Annotated in this window: 19 protein-coding genes; 10 read left to right on the plus strand and 9 right to left on the minus strand. The window is 51.2% G+C overall.

The annotated features are described in order from the left end of the window. Positions 1-69: 69 nt before the first annotated feature. Positions 70-954, minus strand: coding sequence for a subclass B3 metallo-beta-lactamase (gene bla / locus VFS25_RS00485; RefSeq protein WP_326460142.1), 885 nt, complete (start codon positions 952-954; stop codon positions 70-72). Positions 955-1,035: 81 nt separating this feature from the next. Beyond that, positions 1,036-2,571, minus strand: a complete 1,536-nt coding sequence (locus VFS25_RS00490; RefSeq protein WP_326460143.1) for a DEAD/DEAH box helicase — start codon at positions 2,569-2,571, stop codon at positions 1,036-1,038. A gap of 159 nt (positions 2,572-2,730) precedes the next feature. Between VFS25_RS00490 and VFS25_RS00495 the strand changes: the two genes are divergently transcribed. Further along, the gene (locus tag VFS25_RS00495; protein WP_326460144.1) at positions 2,731-3,516 is read left to right on the plus strand and encodes a hypothetical protein; all 786 of its coding nucleotides are present in this window, start codon (positions 2,731-2,733) and stop codon (positions 3,514-3,516) included. A 36-nt stretch (positions 3,517-3,552) separates the two neighbouring features. On the opposite strand, the gene VFS25_RS00500 is transcribed toward VFS25_RS00495, so the two are convergent. Both VFS25_RS00500 and VFS25_RS00505 read right to left on the minus strand, forming a co-directional pair. Beyond that, positions 3,553-4,167: a hypothetical protein gene (locus VFS25_RS00500; RefSeq protein WP_326460145.1), complete on the minus strand. Its 615-nt coding sequence runs from the start codon at positions 4,165-4,167 to the stop codon at positions 3,553-3,555. A gap of 140 nt (positions 4,168-4,307) precedes the next feature. Then, on the minus strand, positions 4,308-5,069 hold the full coding sequence (locus tag VFS25_RS00505; RefSeq protein ID WP_326460146.1) for a DeoR/GlpR family DNA-binding transcription regulator: 762 nt from the start codon (positions 5,067-5,069) through the stop codon (positions 4,308-4,310). A gap of 401 nt (positions 5,070-5,470) precedes the next feature. On the opposite strand from VFS25_RS00505, the gene VFS25_RS00510 reads away from it, so the two are divergent. From VFS25_RS00510 to VFS25_RS00545, 8 genes are all read left to right on the plus strand, one after another. Further along, positions 5,471-8,701: a TonB-dependent receptor gene (locus VFS25_RS00510; RefSeq protein WP_326460147.1), complete on the plus strand. Its 3,231-nt coding sequence runs from the start codon at positions 5,471-5,473 to the stop codon at positions 8,699-8,701. Positions 8,702-8,712: 11 nt separating this feature from the next. After that, positions 8,713-10,461 carry a RagB/SusD family nutrient uptake outer membrane protein gene (locus tag VFS25_RS00515; RefSeq protein WP_326460148.1) on the plus strand — a complete coding sequence of 583 codons (1,749 nt, stop codon included), beginning with the start codon at positions 8,713-8,715 and terminating at the stop codon, positions 10,459-10,461. A gap of 42 nt (positions 10,462-10,503) precedes the next feature. Further along, complete coding sequence (locus VFS25_RS00520) at positions 10,504-11,787, plus strand: MFS transporter (protein ID WP_326460149.1); 1,284 nt, start codon at positions 10,504-10,506, stop codon at positions 11,785-11,787. A gap of 75 nt (positions 11,788-11,862) precedes the next feature. Continuing rightward, positions 11,863-12,867, plus strand: a complete 1,005-nt coding sequence (locus tag VFS25_RS00525) for a 2-hydroxyacid dehydrogenase (protein ID WP_326460150.1) — start codon at positions 11,863-11,865, stop codon at positions 12,865-12,867. Further along, complete coding sequence (locus tag VFS25_RS00530; RefSeq protein ID WP_326460151.1) at positions 12,864-14,324, plus strand: FGGY-family carbohydrate kinase; 1,461 nt, start codon at positions 12,864-12,866, stop codon at positions 14,322-14,324. Before VFS25_RS00525 ends, VFS25_RS00530 begins: the two co-directional genes overlap by 4 nt. An 8-nt stretch (positions 14,325-14,332) precedes the next feature. Beyond that, positions 14,333-15,796 carry an FGGY-family carbohydrate kinase gene (locus VFS25_RS00535; protein ID WP_326460152.1) on the plus strand — a complete coding sequence of 488 codons (1,464 nt, stop codon included), beginning with the start codon at positions 14,333-14,335 and terminating at the stop codon, positions 15,794-15,796. After that, a complete protein-coding gene (locus VFS25_RS00540) occupies positions 15,789-16,385 on the plus strand; it encodes a histidine phosphatase family protein (RefSeq protein ID WP_326460153.1) in 597 nt (198 codons plus the stop codon). The genes VFS25_RS00535 and VFS25_RS00540 overlap by 8 nt, the downstream gene beginning before the upstream one ends. A 1-nt stretch (position 16,386) precedes the next feature. Then, on the plus strand, positions 16,387-17,325 hold the full coding sequence (locus VFS25_RS00545; RefSeq protein WP_326460154.1) for a glycerophosphodiester phosphodiesterase family protein: 939 nt from the start codon (positions 16,387-16,389) through the stop codon (positions 17,323-17,325). A 41-nt stretch (positions 17,326-17,366) separates the two neighbouring features. On the opposite strand, the gene VFS25_RS00550 is transcribed toward VFS25_RS00545, so the two are convergent. The 4 genes from VFS25_RS00550 to VFS25_RS00565 are packed head-to-tail and all read right to left on the minus strand — an operon-like array spanning position 17,367 to position 21,787. Next, positions 17,367-17,780, minus strand: coding sequence for a hypothetical protein (locus VFS25_RS00550; protein ID WP_326460155.1), 414 nt, complete (start codon positions 17,778-17,780; stop codon positions 17,367-17,369). Between the two features lie 36 nt (positions 17,781-17,816). Further along, on the minus strand, positions 17,817-19,406 hold the full coding sequence (locus tag VFS25_RS00555) for a beta-carotene 15,15'-monooxygenase (protein WP_326460156.1): 1,590 nt from the start codon (positions 19,404-19,406) through the stop codon (positions 17,817-17,819). Continuing rightward, positions 19,399-20,466 (minus strand): HlyD family secretion protein, encoded by a 1,068-nt coding sequence (locus VFS25_RS00560; protein ID WP_326460157.1) that lies wholly within the window; start codon positions 20,464-20,466, stop codon positions 19,399-19,401. The genes VFS25_RS00555 and VFS25_RS00560 overlap by 8 nt, the downstream gene beginning before the upstream one ends. Position 20,467: 1 nt before the next feature. Further along, the gene (locus VFS25_RS00565; protein ID WP_326460158.1) at positions 20,468-21,787 is read right to left on the minus strand and encodes a TolC family protein; all 1,320 of its coding nucleotides are present in this window, start codon (positions 21,785-21,787) and stop codon (positions 20,468-20,470) included. A gap of 117 nt (positions 21,788-21,904) precedes the next feature. Here VFS25_RS00565 and VFS25_RS00570 point away from each other — a divergent pair, with 117 nt between their 5' ends. Further along, on the plus strand, positions 21,905-22,687 hold the full coding sequence (locus VFS25_RS00570; protein WP_326460159.1) for an AraC family transcriptional regulator: 783 nt from the start codon (positions 21,905-21,907) through the stop codon (positions 22,685-22,687). Between the two features lie 74 nt (positions 22,688-22,761). Here the strand turns inward: VFS25_RS00570 and VFS25_RS00575 are convergent, their stop codons facing one another. Further along, entirely contained in the window at positions 22,762-24,255 is a 1,494-nt protein-coding gene (locus VFS25_RS00575; protein WP_326460160.1) for a TlpA disulfide reductase family protein, read from the minus strand. Between the last annotated feature and the right edge of the window lie 9 nt (positions 24,256-24,264).

Below are 24,264 nucleotides of genomic sequence, written 5' to 3' on the forward strand. Positions count from 1 at the left end.
TACCATTTGAGCTCCTAAGAATTGATGTTACAAACATAGTTATCTTTTCCTAAAAAACAACTATTCCGATCACTTCCCCCCTTCCTTCATTTTTTTGGCAAACTCCTTTTCCAGGCCGGCCAGCTGCTCATCATATTCCTCGCGGTCCATAAATACGGCAGGGTTATATGCATCGCCGGGCTTATGTTTTTTATGAAGGTTAAACTGGCTGGCATGGGAAGCCACCCACAGGTCGAACCGGAGATTTTTCATGGCGGCTAACGTATAGGCATAATCGCGGGCTACTTCGGGATAGGCCGGTATATCGGCAAAGCTTTTCTCCGTAACAATAGTGGGCATATTTGCAATCAGCACCTTATAGGAACGCTGATCGTCTTTCACGTCAAAAAGAAAGCTGCAGGATCCTTTTGTATGCCCGGGATGATGCAGCATGGTAATGCGCATATCGCCCAGTGCTATCACATCCCTGTCGTGCAGGATGCGGTCTATCTTCACCGGCTGGTACACCATGCCATGGCCGCCCAGTGCATAGTCGGAGCTGCCGCCGTCTGCTACCACGGCTGAATCCCCGGCATCTACCATCATTTTTGCGCCGGTCATCTTTTTAATGGCAGCCATAGCCCCCATATGATCAAAGTGGGCCTGGGTGGTGAGCAATATTTTAGTGTCGGAGAACCTGAACCCCAGCGCCTCAATATTGGCTTTGATCACAGGCGCCGAAGCGGCAAGGCCGGTATTAATGAGGATGTTGCCTTTGCCGGTGGTAATAAGATAGCTGGCCAGGTCATAAGTGCCTACATAATACAGGTTGCCCGCAATCCGGAACGGCTGATAAGGTGCGCTCCATTCAGGTTTATTTAATTGAGGCTCGTGTACCTGCTGGGCCTGTGCTGTTATTAAAGCCAGTGAAAACGCAGCGGTAAAAAAAGTATTTCCCAGGAAGATGTTCAGCATTGAATACGGTTATGCAGCAAAGATATTTCGCCAACAGATATGCTGTATGTTCATGCTGAAAAATATTTCCGTTCCCGGAAGCTATGCGGCCTTGGGTTTTACTTTACACCGGGCGGCATTGCGCTGCATCAGCTTCTGAATAAGGATGGTGAGCCTGGATTTATAGTCTTCCTTCAGCCAGTCGGTATAATTTTTTGTTACCCTGCCCAGGCATTTACCATATTGCTTTACACGCCAGGCAATTTCCTCATCCAGCTCTGCGGCCAGCTGCAGGGCATCGGCAATGGTTTCGCTGTTTTCAATACACATCATGGCATGCTGCCGGATGGCGTCCCTAATCACCACTATTGGTTTTTGCCCGGCTGCAACGGCGCGCTGGTGCGCTTCCTGAACATCAAAGGAAAACTGCAGGGTGTTGGGAAATTTTGCCCTGAGATCAGGAGAAACCGTATGCGATTCCTGGGCAGACGGCGCATGCAGGCTTTCATAAAAAGCTTCGGGCCTGTCAAATATCAGCTGCCAGTCCAGCGGCGCCTGCCAATCGCCAAAGCGGTCTGTATTGTTCCCCAGGTCAATGATCGTAAAGGTTTTTTTCCGGGACGTGCTCCTGGAACCTCTTCCGATCATCTGGTGGTAGAGGGTGATGGAGGTGGTGGCCCGGTTTAAAATAACCGTTTGAATAGAGGGCTCGTCAAAGCCGGTAGTAAGAATGGAAACAGATGTTAAGACAGCGCCTTTTGTTCTTCTGAACCATTTCAGAATGGCTGCCCGCTCTCCTGCCGAAGCGCGGTTATCCAGGTGGCGTACCGGGTAGCCGGCGTCTTCAAACATTTTACAAACGTTCCTGGAAGTAAATATACCGTTATTGAAGATCAGCGTTTTTTTGTGCTTTGAATGCGTTTCATAGGCATGCAGCAGCAGCTCAAGCATAGCCGGCGATGAATACAGCTCATCGGAGGTGCTGATGGTAAAGTCGCCGTGTACGCCTGTTTTCAGGGAATTTAGCTCTACATCGTAACGCCAGTTAACGGGTTTTGCCAGGTACCCCTGTTGTATGAGGCTGGCAATGCTTTCTCCCACTACCAGCTCATGATAGCTTTTGTTCATGGGCAGGGTGATATTTGAGCTGAACGGCGTGGCAGTAACGCCAATAACAATTGCGCGGGTGAATTTATTCAGCAGCTTCTGAAACGAGTTGTGATGCGCTTCATCAATAATTACCAGGCCTATGGTGGAAGGGTCCAGGATGCCTTCCCGGATGCGGTTGCGCAGTGTTTCCACCATAGCCACATAGCACTGGTAATCACGCGCGGCGGATAGCCGTTTAACAGCGCTGTTGATCACCTTATTTTTAATGCCCAGCTGCTTTAGCGTGGCAGCGGTTTGGCTGCATAGCTCTGTGCGGTGGGTAAGCACCACCACCTTGCTTTTATGGGTGGTTACAAACCATTTCACAATTGCTGAGAAGATCCGCGTTTTTCCCCCGCCCGTGGGCAGCTGGTAAAGTATACGGCAGCCGGCGGCCGCTGCTGACAGTTTTTCAAAAAGTGTTTTAAGATCGCGTTCCTGGTAGGGATATAAACCCATATGCCCCGCTGCTTCAATATCGTTTCCCATAAATATGCTTACCCTTATTTTGTTGATTGTAAGAGGTTATAAGGTTTGTTATATCAAACCTGGGGCCAGTGGCACTGTTGCGCCAAACAACAGGGCACACTTTCACATCCTATTAAAATATTATATATTTGCCATATATAAATGTCTATATCTATGAAAATGAAATTTGCAATTCCATTGCTATTAATTGGTTCGTTAACCATTTTCTCCTGCAGCAAAGATGACAACAGCCCTGCGGGGGAAACACCGGGCGATTCCCTTTTCGTTAAAATGACGCAGGGGCTTATACCGGGCGATGATACGGTTTTCCTTGTAAGCTACGATAACAGCCATCGTATTAAAAGCATCATAAACAGCTCCTGGGAAGATACGCTGGAAGCTACCTATAATGCTGCCGGCCAGCTTAGCACCATTACAGAAAAAGACGGGTACGGCGACGGCAACGTAACTACTTTGAGCTACAATGCAGATCAGCAGCTGACCGAGTTTAACTTTAAGGGCGGCAATTACCAGACCCGGTACGTGTTTGAATATACCAACGGTGTTCTTTCAAAGAAAAGCTTTTACGACAATGACCCTTTTGACGGAGGGCCGCTGACGCTGTGGAACTATGCTACCTATGAAATAACCAACGGCAATATTACCGGTATGAAGGAGTACTGTAACCAGGATGTACTGCTGAATGAAATTACATTCACTTACAGCACTGAGCCGAATGTTTTTAAACCGCTTTCTTTATTTAACGCCGGCATGAATATCCTGGGGGCAGATGACATTGCGAATTTTGAAACCCTCTTCAACAAAAACCTGCTGAAGAGCAAAGTTGTAACCGGCCAGTATAACTATACCTTCACCTATGACTATACCTACAACGATAAAAAGCAGCTGACAAAGGTTGTAGTAAACTTACCTGAAGGGGCGCATACCCGGCAGTTATCCTACTAATCATAAAAAGGACAGTGCCGAAAGGACTGTCCTTTTTTAATCCTTTTTCAGCAATCCATCCACCAGCTGCTTCCACTGTATTTTTGAAAAAGCGGCAATAGCGCCCGCCCCGGCCATGGCGTGGCGCATTTTATCAACCATATTATCTGTATGCTGGTTAGGCTTAACATTACGGTCGTAAACGCCGGCCGTTACTTTTTTGCCTTCGCGGGTTACAGTAAAGTTGCTGGTGCTTTGCGCTGAATAAAAGTGGCTGATACCGCTGCCGGCGTTTTGCGGGTTAGCAACAGGGCGCGCCCTGATGCCAATGCTTTCAATGGAGGGGTCTGCTACTTCATCCACTGCTTCTATCTGCACCCAGTCGTACCCTTCCCCGCTTTTTGAACCCGGCCCCGGTATATCAATCCTGCAATAATCGCCCTGCTGCACCAGGCGGTTCAATTCCTGCCCTTGCTCATTCACCAGCTGAAAACCGGCCAGCAGCCTTCCTGTGAGGTGCTGCCAGTTGTTTATATCCAATAAACGGCCTTTGGCCAGGGTGTATAATGATTTGGCTGCTGCTATGCTATTGCATTCAACAGCAGATTCGGTATCTATCTTTTCTCCTGTGTGTTGGGCGGGTATGATCCCTGTATGATTCGCTTTTTGCATGCTACGGCTTTTAAGCCGGTAATGCAAACCAAGCGCCATTTTCGATGCGCTCTTTGCCGTTGCAGGCGTTCCTGCCCGGCGCCACATTCATCCAATAAAACAATACTCAACGTGAGGAATGCCTTGCACACCTGTTGTTATTATGCAATAATCACTTTTACGCCGCGGTCCTGCACCATTTTAACAGTATCGGGCGGCACCAGGTTATCGGTAATAATATAATCCACCTGCTCCAGGCTGCAGATGCGGCCAATGCCCCGGCGGTCAAATTTGGAGCTGTCGGCCATTACCACCACGGTTTGCGCCAGCTGTACCATTTTCGTGTCCAGGCTGGCCTCTGCGAGATTGGTGATAGACAGCCCGAATTCAGGGTCAATGCCATCCACGCCTATAAACAATACGCCGCAGGAAATATCATCCAGCAGGCGTTCTGCAAATGAGCCGCCGGCAGATGCGGAGCTGGGGTGTATAAGGCCCCCGATCTGCAGCACATTTACATTCGGGCGGTTACACAGCTCCAGCGCTACTTTCAGGGCAGGCGTTATTACGGTGAGGTGCTTGGAGGGGTGCAGTATATGGGCCAGCTCAAACACCGTGGTGCCGGAGCCCATAATAATGGAGTCGTTCATGCCAATGAGGTTAAAGGCTGCTTTGGCAATTTTTTTCTTCTCCTCTGCTTTAATAAACTCTTTTTCATTGATCGGCTTTTCAATAGTATAGGGGTTTTGTGTAGAGCCGCCGCCCTTGGTGCGGAACAGCAGCTTTTTTTCCTCCAGCAGCTTCAGGTCTTTACGGATAGTAACGCCTGACACCTGCAGGGCGTCGGTCAGCTCCTGTATATCCACTTTGCCGTTTTCCTGTAGTTGCTGCAAAATGAACTGGTGCCTGTCAGTAATATTCATGGTAAATCAGTGTTCTTTATTTATATTAAAAAACCTTTCATCAAATATAGCGCATTCGTGGTAAATCAGCGGGTTATTTCTGCTCAACCCACCTACCTGGCGCACCTGGACAAGTAAATAAACCTTAAAACGGCCGGGAAACAATTCTTTCAGAAGGAATAAAAAAACCTTTAAAAAACTTTATTTTCTAATTAAAAATCTCTTAACTTTAATTTAGTTTACTTAAATTAAGTTTAAATTCTACTTTCGCGGCGACGCTTTAAAGTAGTCCACGTAATAAAAAAACGAGTTCCACGAACTGATACATCCGCCGGCACACCTGGTGTACACGGGCGCGGCAGGACGTGATCAACCTATAAATCAAAAAACTAAAACAACAACAACCACAAATTATCAGCATTATGAACACTCATAGCTGTACTGCCATGCGCCTCCGGCGCATGCTGGGACTACTGTTCCTTATACTTCCGTCCCTGCTGGCCGCACAAACGCGGCAAACAGTGAAAGGGCTTGTCACCAATGATAAAGGCGAACCGCTGCCAGGCGTTAACATCAGGGTAAAAGGCACTTCTGACGGCGGCGCTACCAACGAAACCGGCCGCTACCAGCTCACAATATCCACCCCGCAGGCCACGCTTGTATTTTCTTTTGTAGGCTTTTCCGCGCAGGAAATACCTGTTAACGGCCGCAATACAATTAACGTACAGCTGCAATCCGCTGCTAAAGACCTGGAAGGGCTGGTAGTAGTGGGCTACGGCACACAAAAAAAGGTAAACCTCACCGGCGCCGTAGACCAGGTAGGCAGCGAAGTGTTTGAAAACCGCCCGCTGCCCAATGTTACCCGCGGCCTGCAGGGTGTAATACCCAACCTTAACATTCGTATGACGGATGGTAAGCCCACCCGCAGCGCAGCATATAACGTGCGCGGCGCCACCTCCATTGGCGCAGGCGGCAGCGCCCTTATATTAATAGACGGCGTGCCGGGCGATCCCAACATGGTGAACCCGAACGACATTGCCAGCGTAACCGTGCTGAAAGATGCCGCAGCTGCCGCTATTTACGGCGCCAGGGGTACCTTCGGCGTCATCCTCATCACCACCAAAAGCCCGGCTAAAGACAAAACAGTGGTGAACTACAGCGGCAACGTTTCCCTGAACGACCGCACCATCAAACCCAGGATGGTCACTAACGGTTACCAGTGGGCCAAAACTTTTGACGAAGCATTTGCCTCCTGGAACGACTATGCCGCGCATGCGCAGAAAGTAAACTCCGTGTTTCCCTTTTCCCTGGATTACCTGGACGAGCTGAAACGCCGCAACGAAGATCCGTCGCTGCCGAAAACAGACATTAACCCGGCCACCGGCGAATATGTTTACTACGGCAATACCGACTGGCTGAAAGAGCTGTATGCAGACGCCAACCCATCGACCGAACATAACCTGAGCGTATCAGGCAGCAGCAAAAACGTGGGCTACTACCTCTCCGGCCGGTACATGTACCAGAAGGGTATTTTCCGTTACAATCCCGATCACTTTAAAACCTATAACCTGCGGGCGCGCGGTTCCGTACAGGCGTTCCCGTGGCTGAAGATTGAAAATGACCTGAGCTTTACCCAAACAGACTACTTCTACCCTATCCTGAACCATCCCAACAACACGCCGGTATGGAGAAGGGTATCGGACGAAGCATTTCCCATTGCCATGCTGCGCAACCCCGACGGGTCGCTTACGCAAAACGCCTCCATCGTATTCGGCAGCTTCATTTCCGGCAACAACCAGTCGGAGCTGAACCGCATGCAGGTGCGCAACACCTCCCGCTTTACCGCCACGCTGTTTAAGAATAAGGTGCGGGTGAACGGCGATTTCACCTTCTGGAAGCTGAATGATGTGGAAACGCGTATATACACCCCCGTGCCCTACAGCGTTAAGCCGGGCGCATTGCTGGAACGCGGTGAAAGCAAGATGAATGAGAATGAGGACCGGACCACCTACCTGGCTTCCAACATTTACGCGGAATACGAACAAAACTTCGGTAAACATTACTTCAAGGCTATGGCCGGCTATAACTATGAAAACTCCCTGCTGAAAAGCCGTTTTATCCAACGCGACGGCATCATCAACAAAGAGCTGCCGGATTTCTCCCTCACTAACGGCCTCAATTATATGCTGAGAGGCGGCGGTAATGAGTGGAGAACTATCGGCGGCTTTTTCCGCCTTAACTACAACTATGATGAGCGTTACCTGCTGGAAGTGAACGGGCGTTACGACGGCACCTCCAAGTTCCCCCGGAACCAGCAATGGGGTTTCTTCCCGTCTGCTTCCGCAGGCTGGCGCATTTCCAGGGAAAAGTTCTGGAAAGTGCCTTACAAAGCGGTATCTGACTTTAAGCTGCGGGCCTCTTACGGCTCCCTGGGCAACGGTAACGTAGATCCGTACCAGTTCCTGGAAACCATGACGGTAAACCAGCTGTCGCGCATCATCAACGGCGTGCGGCCCGACTATACGCAGCAGCCCAATGTAATACCTAACGGCCTTACCTGGGAAAAAGCCACCACGTTTAACCTGGGTACCGACCTGGCTTTCCTGAACGACCGGTTAACCGCCAACTTTGACTGGTACATCCGCCGCACCAGCAACATGTTCACCGACGGGCTTCCGCTGCCATCTGTATTCGGCGCTTCAGAGCCTAAAGGCAACTATGCCGACCTGGAAACCAAAGGCTGGGAATTTTCCATCGGCTGGCGTAACAGCCCCAAGGGCGCCCATCCCTTCAGCTACGATGTAAAGCTGGTGCTGTCCGACAACCAGAGCGAGATTACCCGCTTTAACAATCCCCTGGGCCTTATCAACACCTATTATAAAGGCATGAAGGTGGGCGACATCTGGGGCTTTGTAACAGACGGCTATTACAAGGATCAGCAGGAGATAGACAGCCGCGGTATTGACCAGAGCTTTATACGCGTATCTGCCGCCAACAAGCCGCTGCCCGGCGATATAAAGTTCAAAGACCTTAACAACGATAAAAAGATAAATGAAGGCGCCGGCTCGCTCTCCGACCCCGGCGACCGCAGGGTTATCGGCAACACATCGCCGCGCTATATGTACGGCTTTACCAGCAATATGGCGTGGAGAGGCATTTCACTGTCGTTTTTCCTGCAGGGCGTAGGCAAGCGCGATTTCTGGCCGGGCACAGACAACTCCCTGTTCTGGGGCTCCTATAACCGCCCTTACAGCTGGCAGCCCGTGGACGTTATAAACAACATGTGGTCGGAAGATAACCCGGACGCCTATTTCCCGCGCCTGCGCGGCTACACGGCGCTGAACTCCCGCGCGGAGCTTACCGTACCGCAAACAAAGTACCTGCAAAACGTTGCCTATATACGGCTCAAAAACATCAGCATTGGCTATAACCTGCCTGCTGCGCTTATTTCCAAAGCCGGTATTGCCAATGCCCATATTTACCTGACCGGGCAAAATCTCTGGACCTGGACGCCCATGTACAAGCATGTGAAAACAATGGACCCTGAGGTGATTGAAGGCGCCGATCCGGAGCTGGCTTCCGGCGCGGGCAACGGCATGAGCTATCCCATGCTGAAGACTTACACCGTAGGTGTTAATGTTACTTTCAAATAAAACAATGAATAATGCAACGCGTTTACTATATACTACTGTTATTTACAGCAACAACGCTGTTCACTGCCTGTGACCGTAACCTGGACCTGAAGCCGTTTGACAAGCTATCGCCGGAAAACGCATTCAATACAGAAAAAGACCTGCAGCTCTATGCCAACTCATTTTATCTTGAGCTGCCTAACGGCAACGATATTGTAAGAGGAGATGACCTGAGCGATTACCTGGTAGGCAGAACGCCCTCTAACTACATTTATGGCTCCTTTGGCCCAACCCAGGCTACCGGCTGGACCTGGACCGGCCTGCGCAAGGTGAACTATTTCCTGGAACATGCCACCCAGGCGCAGATACCGGCCGAAGCCATGAACCACTACCTGGGGCTGGCCCGCTTTTTCCGCGCATGGATCTATTTTGAAAAGGTGAAGCAGTTTGGCGATGTGCCCTGGTATGGCAAAACCCTCTCTCCTTCCGACCCTGACCTGTACAAAGGGCGCGACCCGCGCACCCTGGTAATGGACAGCGTGCTGGCCGATCTGAACTTTGCCTGCGACAACCTGCGCAGCGCTAAAGACAACAGCGGCTCACAGGTAACCCGCTGGGTAGCCCTTGCCTTTAAATCGCGCGTATGCCTGTTTGAAGGCACCTTCCGCAAATACCATACAGAGCTGGGCCTGGCCGGTACCGCCAACCAGTGGCTGGATGACGCCATTGCCGCCGCAGACGCTGTAATGAAAGGCAACCAGTACAAGCTGCTCACCAGTGGCGCTGCCGACAAAAACTACCGCGACCTGTTCATCAATGAAACGCCCAACACCACCGAAGTGATACTGGCAGCTGTGAACAGCAAAAGCCTGCGCGTTTTCAACGACGCCAACTGGTACTGGACCAGCGCTACCTACGGCGGCCGTTTCAGCTTTATCAAAAAGTTCATTAACACCTACCTGAAAACCGACGGCACACCTTTTACAGCGCAAAGCAACTATAACAGCATTCCGTTCAATGAGGAGGTAAAAGACCGCGACCTGCGCCTGAAACAATCTATACGCATGGGCAACTATACACGCGACGGCGTTATTGCGCCGCCCGACTTTACGTATACCTATACAGGTTATATGCCCATTAAGCTGGCGGTAGATTCCAAAGCCACTGACGGGGTAGCGGAAAACTACAACTCGCTTCCCCTGATACGCTATGCAGAAGTATTGCTGAACTATGCAGAAGCCAAAGCGGAGCGCGGCAGCTTCACCGCTGCCGACTGGGACGCCACCATTGCGCTGCTGCGCAAGCGGGCCGGCATTACCGGCGTAGCGTTTCCCACCACTGCCGATCCTTACCTGCAGCAAAACTACTACCCGGGCATTTCCGATCCCGCGCTGCTGGAAATCCGCCGCGAACGCGGCATAGAGCTGGCGCTGGAAGGGTTCCGCTATGATGATCTTAAACGCTGGAAAGCCGGCAAGCTGCTGGAAAACCAGTACGACGGCATGTATGTGCCTTCACTTAATACGCTTATTGACCTGAATGAAGATGGCAAGATGGATGTTTCCTTTGTAGAAAGCATACCTTCGACCAAAGTGCCGGGCGTGTATTATTTCCTGGTTGACGGCACGCAGTTTAAGCTGAGCGGCGGCAGCAGCGGTAACCTGGTACTGTTCAACAACCTGCCGCGCAAGTATGAGGACTATAAATATTTTTATCCCATTCCCTACAATGAGATTGTGCTGAACAGCAACCTGCAGCAGAACCCGGGATGGACGAATTAGCGAACGCTTTGTATAACCTTTAGATCAACAACTGATACATTCATGTCAACCAACAACCATTCCACGCAAACGTCCCTGCTAAGTAAAGCAGGCATTCCCCCGCAGCTGCTATGGGGCTACGCCGGCATCATGATATTCATGATGGGCGACGGCATTGAACAGGGCTGGCTAAGCCCCTACCTGGTGTCACGCGGTATGACGGTGCAGCAATCCGCCAGTCTTTTTACCGCCTACGGCGTTACCATTGCCATATCCGCCTGGTTCTCGGGCGTGCTGGCAGAAGGGTACGGCATAAAGCGCACCATGCTGGCTGGCCTGCTGCTTTACATAGCGGGCACTATCGGCTTTGTAGGCTACGGCATGCCGGAGCTGCACTACCCGGTAATGTTGCTTACGTATGCGCTGCGGGGTTTCGGGTACCCGCTTTTTGCTTACTCTTTCCTGGTGTGGATTGCATACGGCAGTCCGCAGCAGCAGCTGGGCCGTGCCGTGGGATGGTTCTGGTTTGTATTTACCGGCGGCCTGAATGTGCTGGGCGCCTATTACTCCAGCTGGGCCATACAGCGCTTTGGCCACCTGAACACGCTGTGGACCTCCCTGTTCTGGGCTTCGCTGGGCGCCTTCTTTGCGCTGGTCCTGAACAAGGGGCAAACCAGGAAGCAGGGCGCCGCCAGCTCAAAAACGCAGGAGCTTATTAAAGGGCTTACCATTGTTGGGGAAGAGCCGAAGGTGCTGCTGGGCGGCATTGTACGCGTTATCAATACCACCGCGCAATTTGCGTTCCCGGTATTCCTGCCCATGTACATGGCCCGCCATGGTTTTGACACAACGCAATGGCTGCAGATATGGGGCACCATCTTTACCGCCAACATTGTGTTCAATCTCATTTTCGGGTTCGTAGGCGACCGGTTGGGATGGCGCAATACCATTATGTGGTTTGGCGGTATCGGCTGCGCCCTTTCTACCCTGTTGTTTTATTATGCGCCGCAGCTATCGAACGGCAGCTACTGGATGGTGATGGCCGCCGGTGTACTGTGGGGCGCGTGCCTGGCAGGCTACGTGCCTTTGTCGGCCCTGGTGCCGTCGCTGGTGAAGAAAGACAAAGGCGCTGCCATGGCCATACTGAACCTGGGCGCGGGTTTACCGGTGTTCGTAGGCCCGGCTATTGTGGGCCTGTGCATAGGCAGCATGGGCGACGCCGGCGTAATATGGATATTGGCCGTGCTGTACGCCATCAGCGCATTGCTAACCCGGTTCATTACACTGCCGAACAATGCCAAAACAGTTACCCATACGATCATACAGCCAATTGATATTGAAGAATAGCAAAAACAAACATGCACGAATGAAATTGAGCCTTAAAGCGAGATTTCATGAGGCAATGAAATTAAACGCTTACGAATGAAACTACTGATTACAGCGCCTTATCATGATGATGGGCTGAAAGCACTGGAAAAACAATTTGGAGAGGTCATTTACCGGTCGTGGAAACCTAATGGCCGGGCGTATAACGAAGCAGAGATACTTCACCTGCTTCAGTCCACGGGAGCGGAAGCGCTGATCACGGAGCACGACCATGTTACGGAGCAGGTAATCCGCGCCGTACCTGCCCTGCAGTTCATTGGCGTATGCCGCGGCACGCCTTCCAACGTAGCCGTGTCCGTTGCCACGGAGCTGGGCATTCCTGTTTTCTTTACGCCTGCCCGCAATGCGCAGGCAGTAGCGGAAATGTTCATCTCCAATGTTATTATGCTGCTGCGCAATACCCTGCCCGGCATGGCATGGCTCAAAGGCCGGCAGTGGCAGGAGGGCGCGCACGACTCCTACCTCCACTTCAAAGGCAATGAGCTGGCCGGTAAAACAATCGGGCTGGTAGGCTTTGGCGCCATCGGGCAGCTGATAGCCCGCCTGCTGCAGCCTTATCCCTGCAATATCATATTCTATGATCCTTATGTGGCGGAATACAACAGCAGCTACCGCAAATGCAGCGTGGAGCAGGTATTTACGGAGGCTGACATTGTTTCCATTCACCTGCCGGTAACTGCAGAAACAAAAGGCATGATAGACGGCCGCCTGTTGACGATGATGAAAAAAGACGCCATCTTTGTTAATACCGCCCGCGCTGTAGTGGTGAAGCGGGAAGACCTGCTGGATGTGCTGGAAAAACAAGCTATCCGCGGCGCCGTACTGGATGTATTCAACAATGAGCCGCCGGATGCTATAGACTACCGGCTCATTGATTTGCCCCATGTTATAGCCACACCGCATATCGCAGGCGCTACTTTTGAAGTGGAAGACCACCATGTGGAGATTATGAACAGGGCGCTGCTGCAATGGTATGCCCGCGGCAATAAAGGCATTGCCGAGCTGGCGAATAAAGAAATACTTAAAGTGCATTTGCAATGACAACACAAGGCTCATATATTATTGTAGACATAGGCACGGGTAATGTACGCGTAGCCGCTGCTTCACAGCACGGCCATGTGCTGGCTGTTGCCCGGGAAGATATTTCCTACAGCAAAGACCCGCTTTACCCGGATGCGCTGCAGTTTGATCCTGACCAGCTGTGGCAGCAGGTGCTGCGCCTGGCCGCACAGGTGCTGGCGCAAATACCGGCGCAAACTGTAAAGGCCATCACAGCCACCAGCCAACGCGAGGGCATTGTGCTGCTTTCCGCCGACGGCCGCTCGCTGGCAGGCCTGCCGAACATTGACCACCGGGGAAGAGAGTGGGAACATATTATCCCGGACAAAAGCTGCGTGTACCAGCTTACCGGCCGCTACCCCACATCGCTGTTCTCGGCCCTTAAGCTGGTAGGCATCCGTGAGCGGAAGCCGGCGCTATGGAAAGAATGCGCCACTTTCCTGAGCATCAGCAACTGGATAGAGTATAAGCTAAGCGGCATTGCCCGGTATGAGCACTCACAGGCATCTGAAACCCTGTTGTATGATGTAGCGCAAAAGCAATGGTCGCCCGCATTGTGCCAGGTGTTTGGCCTGGCGCCCGCTATGCTGCCGGAGCTGGTGTCGTCGGCCACCGTGCTGGGAAACATTTTGCCGGATGTTGCGCAGCAGCTGGGCATTTCCACAACTGTGAAAATCGTAACAGGCGGCGGCGATACGCAGCTGGCCATTAAAAGCACGCGCCCCACGGTAGACGATATGGTGATTGTTTCCGGCACCACCACCCCTATTGTAAAGCTCACCGGCGCCTACACGCTTGATGATGAGGAGAGAACCTGGACCAGCCGCGACATCGAGAGCGGCCGCTTTATTTTTGAAGCCAATGCCGGCGTAACAGGGCTTAATTACCAACGGCTGAAAGAGATTTTTTACCCGAATGAAGATTATAGCATAATAGAAAAAGAGCTGGCAGAAAATACCCATCACTTTTGTATGGCCTCACTTGGCTCTCTGCTGGCAGATGAGGAAACGCCCCTGACCCGGGGCGGCTTCCTCTTCCCTACTCCTGTTTCGCATTTGCTTACCCGCGGCTCTTTCGTATGGGCTACCGTGTTAGACATTGCCTGTTCCATTGTAAGGAACTACCAGATACTGGCGGCAGTGGCCGGCCATGAGCCGGATTATATCTGGGGCTGCGGCGGCGGGCTGCAAAGCCGGGTGCTGCGGCAGCTTATTGCCAACCTTACCGGCAAAAAAGTGCAGATGCGGCATGAATACCAGCAGTCATCGGCCATTGGCGGCGCCCTTATTTGCAATGAGGCCCTGCAGGTAAACGCGCAAATGGATGATTCCATTGAAGTGGTGCACCCGCAGCAGGAAGCGGAGTATACCGCCCTGTATGCGGAATGGGAAAAAACCCGCGGCTACTTCAGGAACATGAACGGACACACTCACCCTTAAACCGGTATATGCGAAACAGTGATGCATGCTTTATAGGAATTGACATAGGCACACAGGGCGAACGGGCCATACTGGCAGATGTCCGGGGAAATGTGCTGGGCAGCCGGGAAGAAAGCTTTCCGCTCAGCGCACAATCAAGGGAGGAGCAATCGCCCGTTGCCTGGTGGGAAACCTGCTGCCGCTTGCTGCAGCAGCTGCTGGCGGATGTAACGGGGAAAGCAGACCTGCGGCAGGTAAAGGCCATAGCCGTTACCTCCACCTCCGGCACCATTGTGCCCATAGACAGTAATTACCAGCCTTTACATAATGCGCTCATGTACAGCGACGGGCGGCAGGCGGCAGCAGGAAAAGCCTGCCGGGAAGCAGCGCTGGCCTATAACCCTAACGGTTATACGGCCTTTAACGCATCCAGCGGGCTGGCCAAAATGTTGTGGTTTGTACAGCAATACCCGCACAAGGCGGCACAGCTTTATAAGTTCATTCATGCCGCCGACTTTATCACCGGCCGGCTTTGCGGCCGGTATAACACCACCGACCTTACCAACGCGCTCAAGTCGGGCTATGATGTGGGACAACAGTGCTGGCCTGCCTACATCTGGCAACAGCTGCCGCTGCAACGCAGCTGGCTGCAGGATGTAGTGCCCTCCGGCACACCGCTGGGCAACCTTCACCCGGCGCTTGCAGCGGCCTGGGGCCTGCCCGCACAGGTGCCGGTAGTAGCCGGCATGACGGACGGATGCGCATCGCAGATAGCATCGGGCGCCGTAAAGCCGGGCGACTGGAACACCACCATTGGCACCACCCTGGTGATCAAAGGCGTAACCACCGCACCTGTGCATGACCCGGAGGGAAGGCTGTACAGCCACCGCCACCCCGAAGGTTACTGGATGCCCGGGGGGGCCAGCAATACCGGCGCCGACTGGGTAACCCGTTACTTCCGGGAAAACCTGGTGGCCCTGGAAACGCAGGCAGCAGCCCTTATTCCCACACCATACCTCTCCTGGCCGCTGCTGCAGGAGGGCGAACGCTTTCCGTTCATAGCGCCGCAGGCCAGGGGTTTTGAAGCACCCGGCCTTACGCCCGCCCAGCGCTTTGCCGCCGGCATGGAAGGCGTAGCCTATATTGAACGGTATGCTTACGATGTAATACGCGGGCTTAGCGGCGAGCCAGTAAAGGCCGTTTATACCGCCGGCGGCGGCAGCAACAGCGCTACCTGGCTCACCATCCGCAGCAACGTGCTAAACCTGCCACTGTATAAAATGAAAGAGGTGACAGGCGCAATGGGCGCTGCTATACTGGCGGCCTCCAAAACCTGTTTTTCCAACATCATGGAAGCTGCCGCCGCCATGACGCAGCCTGAAAAGCAGGTACAGCCCGCGCCGGCCCTGGCGGCGGCTTACGAACAAAATTACCAGGCATTTATTCAAACGCTCAAACAAAAAGGTTACCTACCAGATCAGGCATATGCTTAATGTGTTTTTACTACGGCACGGCCAAACGGCCTGGAACGCCGACAACAACCGGTATTGCGGCCGAACGGATATTCCCCTTACGGAAAAGGGCATACAGCAGGCAGGAATAGTACGCGACCAGCTAAAGGGCACTTCCTTTGTGGGCGTATACTCCTCCCCGTTAGAACGGGCATTTGTTACAGCCGGCATTGCCGCCGGAAAGCCTGTTATTAAAGACAACCGCCTCATAGAAGCCGACTTTGGCGCATGGGAGCGGAAAACAAAGGAGGAGTTTATTGCAGCAGCCCCGCAGCTGTGGCATAACTGGATGGACGATCCGGCTGCCCACCGCGCAGGCGGCACCGGCGAAACCGGCCTGGAGATTGTAACGCGGGTAGACGACTTTTTCCGCGAGCTGCTGCAGCGCCATGCCTCCGGCAACGTGCTGGTAGCCGCGCATAACGGCGTAAACCGCCTGTACCTGGCCTACCGCCTGGGCATGCCCCTGAAGAATTACCGCATGCTGGTGCAGGACAATGCCACGGTAACGGTATTCACCTTATCGGACCACAACGATTTTACCTTACAACATTTAAATTCAAAATTCTGATATGTACAAAAAACTAATGGCCTTCGCGGCGGCTGCGGCCCTTACCCTGCCTGCCCTGGCGCAGTCCGGCACACTGCATGTGCTGAAGATCAGGGATGCAAAGGAGCTGCGGGCCTTCTTTCACTACACGGGGCACGATATTCCCTTTATCAGCGGCCATCGCGGCGGCGTAAACGAAGGCTTTCCGGAAAACAGCATTGAAGCTTTTGAAAACACCCTCCGCCACACGCCGGCCACTTTTGAAATAGATCCGCGCCTTACCAAAGACAGCATGATTGTGCTGATGCACGACGCTACCCTGGACCGCACCACTACCGGCACCGGCAAGGTGGGCAACTATACCCTTGCAGAGCTGAAAAAGCTGCACCTGAAAGATGTGAACGGGAAAGTTACTCCCTACCGCATCCCCACCCTGGAAGAAGCCATCCGCTGGAGCAAGGGCAAAACAGTACTGATATTGGATAAAAAGGATGTGCCTTTTGAAATGACAGCCAGGATCATTAAAAACATGCATGCCGAAGGCCATGTAATGGTGACCGTGCATACCGCGCAGGAAGCAAAGTTTTACCATGACCGTAACCCGGAGATCGTGTTTGAAGCTTTTGTAAAAACGCCCGAAGCCATGCATGAATATGAAGCAGCCGGCATACCCTGGACGCACATTATGGCCTATGTAGGGCCCGACAATAAAGCCTCCCTGAAACCGCTGTATGAACAGCTGAACAAACGGGGGGTCATGTGCATGATCTCAACAGCGCCTACGTACGACAAGCTGCCCGCGCCTGCGGAACGCGCCGCTGCCTATAAAGCTATTATCAACGACGGCGCCAGCCTGATTGAAGCCGACCGCTCTATTGAAGCAGCAGCAGCCATACAGCCGCTGGTGCCTGCAAAAAGCGACAAGCAACGTTTTTTTGGCACAGTGAAAGCGGGTAAATAAAACAGATGGCTGGCTCAGACTTTTGAGCCAGCCGCCTGTTGTTAATCCCATTTACCGCTCAACGTTACATTTACCGCTTCGCTTTCTACTTCCATCTCCAGGGGAAAGATAATTTTATAGTTATCCATGTTCACCTTGCACGACCCGATCAGGCCTGTTGAATCGCCCAACAGCTGCACATAAAAAGATTGTTTATAAAGCTCCCATTTAAAATTGGGGGAAACCGACAGCGTTACCGGAAGCGGCAGGTTCGCAGGATAGCCCTTTGTAGTACCTAATACATGCGCCGTATCAGCCGCATCAACAATGCGGATGCTGAGCAGTTCCCCGGGGTATTTTCCTTCCCGGTGGGCATTAAGCGTAACTGTTTTCAGCCTAAACGCCTGATCATCCTTGTTACAGCCGGTAAATAACGCCACCAGGCCGGCTGTGAATAATATATGTTTCACCTTCATGATAATGCGGGATTGTTGAAATTATAAGGCCGCCTGTTATGCCGGCGTAAGCCTGCGCGACCGCAGGTAAACCACTGTTTTGTTGAGTGACGGGAAAATGGCAATAACCAGGATGGTCCCGATCAGCATTACCGCCATCATTTCATAATAGTCCATTGCAAACCGGATCTGCCCCTGCTTGTTAATAGATGCTACCACCAGCTTATGCGCTGCCTTTACCGCCTGTTTATGCGCCATTCCTTTAGCCATCATGTTACCGGTATGGAGCGATAAGCCATGCAATGCAGGCTGGTCTATCTTCGTAATATGATCCTGGAAGGCGTTATAATGCCTGCTTTTGCAATAAAGATCACAGAAATTGATCAATGCGATGCTTACGCAAAAGCCTATATAGCCAACAGCAAGACAAATGGAAGACGCGGCAGCGCCAACAGTGGCGGGCACGGAAGAAACCGCGTAAACAATGGTAGGCACCATGATCATGCCTACGCCCAGGCCCTGGATAAAGAGCGGGATGTAGAAATTATTCTCGTTAGCCTCTGTGCTGAGAATAAAGAACATGCTCACATGAAAAACCAGCAACAATAAAAAGCCGGGAAACCATATAAAACGGATATTCTTTTTCTGAAGAATCATGGCACAGGAAACAATAACACCAATAATAAGCCCGGTAAGGTTCATGGTATTAATGTAGCTGATATGCATGGGGTCCAGCCCCAGCACGGTTCCGAAAAAGCCATTGGTAATATTGATGGCAAAGCGGCAGATGTAGAGCACGAATATCAGGAAAATGCCCATCTTAAAATTCCGGAAACGGAATATTTCCAGGTGCAGGTACGGGTGTTTCAGGCTCCTTTGCCGCACCAGGTACAGTATGGTAGCTGCAGCCATTGCCAGCACGGAGTAGCCTATACGCGGGTCTTCCAGCCAGTAATATTCCTGCCCGAAAACCACTACATAACCCAGCAGGCTCAGGATAATTCCCCAGTAGGCAAAGCTTTGCCAATCGAGCCGGTAAAGCGGGAAACGTACATTCAGCCGTACGTTATTCATACAAATCATGATGGCGCACAAACAGGGCAGGTAGGAAAACAACGCGCCCTTGTACACGATGTTGAAATTGTACGCATCTATGAGATCGGCTGTTACCAGGTTATTGAACGGAACAATACAGATGAGCATCCCGAAGAATACGGAAAAGCTCACTTCCCGCGCCCTTTCGGTCCGCAGCCGGGTAAACATCAGGGCTAAGGAAAGATTTACGGTGCTGGAAAAAAGCATACCCTGGAAAAACCTTATGGGGAACAGCACGTAAAGCTCATTTGTATGATAACATATGAGCGTGGTGAGTATTTCCAGTATGGTAAAAATTATAAAGTATTCCTTTGCGGCCAGGAATGTAAAAAACCGCCGTTCCAGGCTGTAAAAAGCTACGTAGCCGGCATAGAAAAGCGCAACGGCAAATTGTATATCTGCAGGCTCGCTTCCGTAAAAACCCGCAGCAGCGTTGATATTGGCAAAGGGCAGAAAAAAAAGCACCAGCGTAGGCAGTATAAGCGAAAACAGGATGATCTTTATTGCCCAATCCGGCACCCATTTCTTAAAGATCGGTATTCCACTAGCCATTATGCTTTTGGTTTTTAGGCGTATATACGTTAACGTTCATACCAACCTTCAGCATATCTATTTCTTTACGGTTGCCGTCAACCCGTATGCGTACGGGTACGCGCTGCACAATTTTTACGTAGTTGCCCGTGGAGTTGTCAGGCGGCAGCAAAGAAAAGCTGGAGCCCGTGGCCGGGGAAAGCGAAATAATCGTGCCTTTAAATTCCCTGTCGGGGAAAGCATCGGCCAGTATCTTTACCGTATCGCCAATGTGCATATTGGCTATCTGCGTTTCCTTGTAGTTGGCAACCACCCATTTGTCGGTTTCATTGTTCACGATATAGGCCAGCACTTCCCCTGCGTCTATCATCTGCCCCACTTCTACCGTTCTTCTTCCCATTCTCCCGTCGTAGGAAGCGGTGATTACCGTATAGCTTACATCCAGCTTGTTCCGGTCCAGCAGCGCCTTCAGGCGGGCAATATCGGCCAGTACAACCGCCCTCTCGGCCTTTACATCTTCGATCTTTGCTATTGCCGCGTTAAAATTTTCACGCGCCGCCTGGTAGTCGCTGTTGTTAACATCCAGCGCTGCCTGCATATCCTCCAGCTTTTGCTTTGTGGCTGACTCCTCTTTATACAGCGCATTATAACGCTCATAATCCAGCTTTTGCTTCCATACCCTTGCTTCCGCAGCCTTTATCTGCGCGCTGGCGGCATCTGCATTCCGTTCCAGGGTATGGATATTGCTTTCCAGCACCTGCAGCTGGGCGGTTGCTTTTTTTATAGCGGCTTCGGTTTGTGCTACCTGCAGGGTATATTCCCGGTCATCAATAAGCAGTAAGGTATCGCCCTTTTTAACATGCTGGTTCTCGTCGAATTTTACTGCAACAATAAAGCCGCCGGCCCTTGATATTACAGGGTTCACATATTCTTCCACCTGGGCGTCGTTGGTTTGTTCGTATTTATAATACCCCCAAAGTGTAAAGCCTCCCCAAACGGCCAGCCCCAGCATCGTGAAACCGGCAATCCATCCTGTAATTTTAGTAATAATGCGGTCAGTGACAGTGTACTTCTTTTTCATCTTAAAGAACTCCGGTTATATTTTGTAACAGGTAAAACTTATCCTGGGCTATGATACGGGCGGCTGCCAGCTCAAAGCGTGTTTGCAGCAGCTGCACATCCGCATCCAGCAGGTCGGTGATCAGGGAAGCCTGGTTGAAGTAGGTGTTTTTAATAATGCGGGCATTTTCTTCGGCCTGGGCAACATTATCTTCGGCCACGCCTATCTGCACCAGTGATTCCTTATAACGCAGGTATGCTTCTTTTACCTGCTGCCGTACCTTATCTTCTGTATCGCGGTGCGCTTCCTCTTCTTTTTCCAGCTCTATCCTGGCCGCGCTTACCTTGTGTGTATTATGGTATAGCTCGGAAACAGGAAGCGTAACCTTAATGCCGGTAACGCCCAGTGAATACCAGGCTGGGTTATAGGGAAACAAAAATATCTGCGGGTTGGAATACCAGTAATCGCCGTACAGGCCTACTTTGGGCATAATGCTGGCTTTCACCTGTTGCAGGTTTGTTTTACTCAGTTCTGTTTGCCGTTCGGAAATATGATAGGAAAAGGAATGTTCCAGCGCTACCGCCAGGTAATTATTATAGTCTTCATGCGGCTGGGCGGCAGGTTCAAAAGCCGTGGGCAGTATCACCTGGTCGTCCGGCTCTCCCATGATGATGTTGAGCTTCTGGCTGGCAATCAGTATATCGTTGTCAATGGTAACCAGCGCCATCTTACGCCTTGAAAGCTCCAGCTCTACCCGCAGCACATCGCTTCTGAGCACCGTGCCGTTCTTATGGAAGGAGCGGATCTCCTTCAGCTGTTTTTCCTGGTCGGCAATATCTTTAATAATGAGATCGCGGAAAACCAGCGACTTTTGCAGGTCGAGATAAAGCGCTGCTGTTTTATATCTTATACCGGAGGTAGCCTCCTCCTTTTTTATCTCCGCAATCTGCTGCAGCAGCCTGTTTTCGCGGATCTTCAGGTTCTGTTTGCTGCCATTGTAAAGGTTCAGGTAAAAGTCGGCCCCTACCTTATATAAATTGTGAATGATCTCATGTTGCTGTGTAGCGCCGGAAAATATACCGTTTTCATAGATGGACATGTTGGTGGCTTTCTCGGCGCTGCCTGTCATTCCTACCTCCGGCAGCCGTTCCAGCTGTGCATCCCTTACTTCCTCCCCTGCTATTTCCGCGGCCTTTCCTGTAATCTGAATAAGGCGGCTGTGCGCTTCCGCCTTCTGCCATGCCTCCTGTAGTGTTATCCTGAATGTGTCTTTTGTTTGTGCTGTGGCGGCCTTGCTTATCAGCAGCGAGCCCGCCAGGATAAAAGTCGTATGGTAGTACATATTGCGGCCGCAAAGTTATGCAGCCGCTAAAATTGGCATTTCTCCTAAATTGCCATTCTTTTCTTTATTCCGGCCAATGTTATAATTTTGCATTTTTTTAGGAACACGCAACTGAACATGGGCCTTATTGCCTCCTTACCTGAGATAGATAAACAAGACGACGCCGTTTTTGTAATGCATGAAAAGTCGGAAAAGCTGATACCGTTGCACAAGCACGCAAAGGGCCAGCTGAGCTATGTGGAAGGCGGACTGGCCTATATTACAACCCTGAACAAAACATATGTAGTACCGGCCAGGCATTACTTCTGGATTCCGCAGGGCATGATGCATGAGCTGGAGGTGGGATCGTACGGCACCCTCCGTTCCCTGTATTTTTATGCTACCGATGATCATTGTAACGACTTTTACGGCAAATTCGGCATTTATCCCGCCAGTGAGCTGCTTATACAAATGATCAACTATACCGAATGCTGGGACAGTATGCATGTGTGCCGGGATGATAATAACTTTGAGTTCCTGGTGGCATTAAAAAAGCTGCTGCCAACGCTTAATAAGGTATCGCTGCCTATTATGCTTCCCAAAACCAACCACCCGCTGATGCTGCAGATCACGAAATACCTGGAGGAAAATGTAGGCAACCGGCTGGTGATCTCAGAAGTTGCCAAACGCTTTGCGCTTAGCGAAAGATCGTTTTCCCGCCTGTTTCAGTCAACGCTTCATATCAGCTTCCTGCAATATGTAAAAACATTGCGCATGATCACCGCCATGGAGCTGATATTGAAAACCCATATGCCGATCTCGGATGTTGCATACGCGGTAGGCTATTCCGCAGTAGGGCCTTTTAGCGATGCTTTTTATGATTTTACATTATCCCGCCCTTCTGATTTCAGGAAGAATTGACGGGGTGCGATAGTAAAGCAAAGCCGCGTAAATCTCACGATCCACGCGGCTTTTTGTTTCCTGCAAGCTAATAATCACGAATCCTTTTTCACCATGTCAATCATCATAGACAGCTCATCCACGGCTGCTTCTTTGCTGCCGTCAAAGCCGGTAAGCTTAAACCGGATGTTGCCCTGCGGGTCAATAATAAATTTTGCCGGTATGCCATTTACCTTATAGCTGCTTACTACTTTATTGGCTTTGGTTTCCGGGTCTTTCAGGTCCATCAGCACCTGGAAATCATAACCGTTGCTTTCCACGTAGGCTTTTGCTTCTTTGGGAGCAGCGGCCGACCTTTCCCAGGTATGAATAAACAGGAACTTAACGCCGGGATCATTTTTGTACTTGTTCTCCGCCATCTGCATAGCCGGAAATGATGCCTTACAAGGGCCGCACCAGGTGGCCCAGAAATCAAGCACTACTACTTTGCCTTTCAGGTCTGCCAGCGACACCTGTTTGCCGTCCAGGTCTTTCAGAACAAATCCCGGGGCCGGTTCTTTAATGATGTCTTTAGCCAGCTTCTTTTGCAGTGCATCCAAGTAGCTTTTTCTTACAGCTGCTGTATAGTCGCTGAAACCCGCTTCGCTCCCTTTCACTTTAATGTAAAGTGTTTTAAACGTATCAATCATCCCGGGAGAAGCCTTGCCTGCTTTAACAACTTCGTCCAGCTTATCATAGGCGTCCTGTTCACGGCCAAGCCCTGCGAGTATTTGCGCGTACCTGAAATTCAGCTGGGGGTTTAATGCGGCGGCATTTTTATAGGCAGCCTCAAAGAACTTTAATGCTTCCGCATATTTCTTACGTTCAAATAAAATGTTTGCGTAAGTGCTGGTTAAACCCGAGTAGCCGGAGGCTGCAAACTTCGCCGCATTACTGTCGCCTTTTTTACCATTTGTGTACGACTCCGCGTTTTCCATTGCTTTCCGGGCAAACAGCTCTGCATGTTCCAGGTCGCCGTTCTTATAAAAAGCATTGGATAGCCCTGAGTATGCATTGCCTTTCCAGAAATCCACCTGCAGCATATCAATATAGGCCAGGGCCTTTGCTACGTTTTTTTCTCCGGCATAGGCGCCAGCAATGGCGGAGCGGGCATAATCATAAAGAAGATTATCGTCTATCTCGCCGGCCTGAAATTTTTCAGGCGGAAATTTCTTCACCCAGGCCAGGTATGCTTTTTCTTTACCGGCAGCGGTTTTTTCCTTGAATACGGCCTGCTCCTCAAGGCCCCGTGCCGCTATACCAAGGGGAAATTTTTTCAGCTGCAGCCCGCTGATGGAATCTGCTGTTTTATCCTTACCCAAACGGTAGTAATAACGCGATGCCAGGATCACTTCACGCTCCTGGCTGCTGCCGGCAAGCGTTGCCAGCCTGCTGTTCACCAAAAGGCTGTCGGCTGCATTTTTTGACGCCAGCAGCTTATCCAGCGCTGTTTTTATACTGTCTGTTACCGTTTTTGATTGCGCGCGGGCATTTATATACAAGGCAATGCATACTGATAACATTGCGGCTGCTCTTATGAAAGTTTTCATGGTCATTTC

It is taken from the genome of Chitinophaga sp. (genome assembly GCF_035761305.1).
Lineage (GTDB): Bacteria > Bacteroidota > Bacteroidia > Chitinophagales > Chitinophagaceae > Chitinophaga.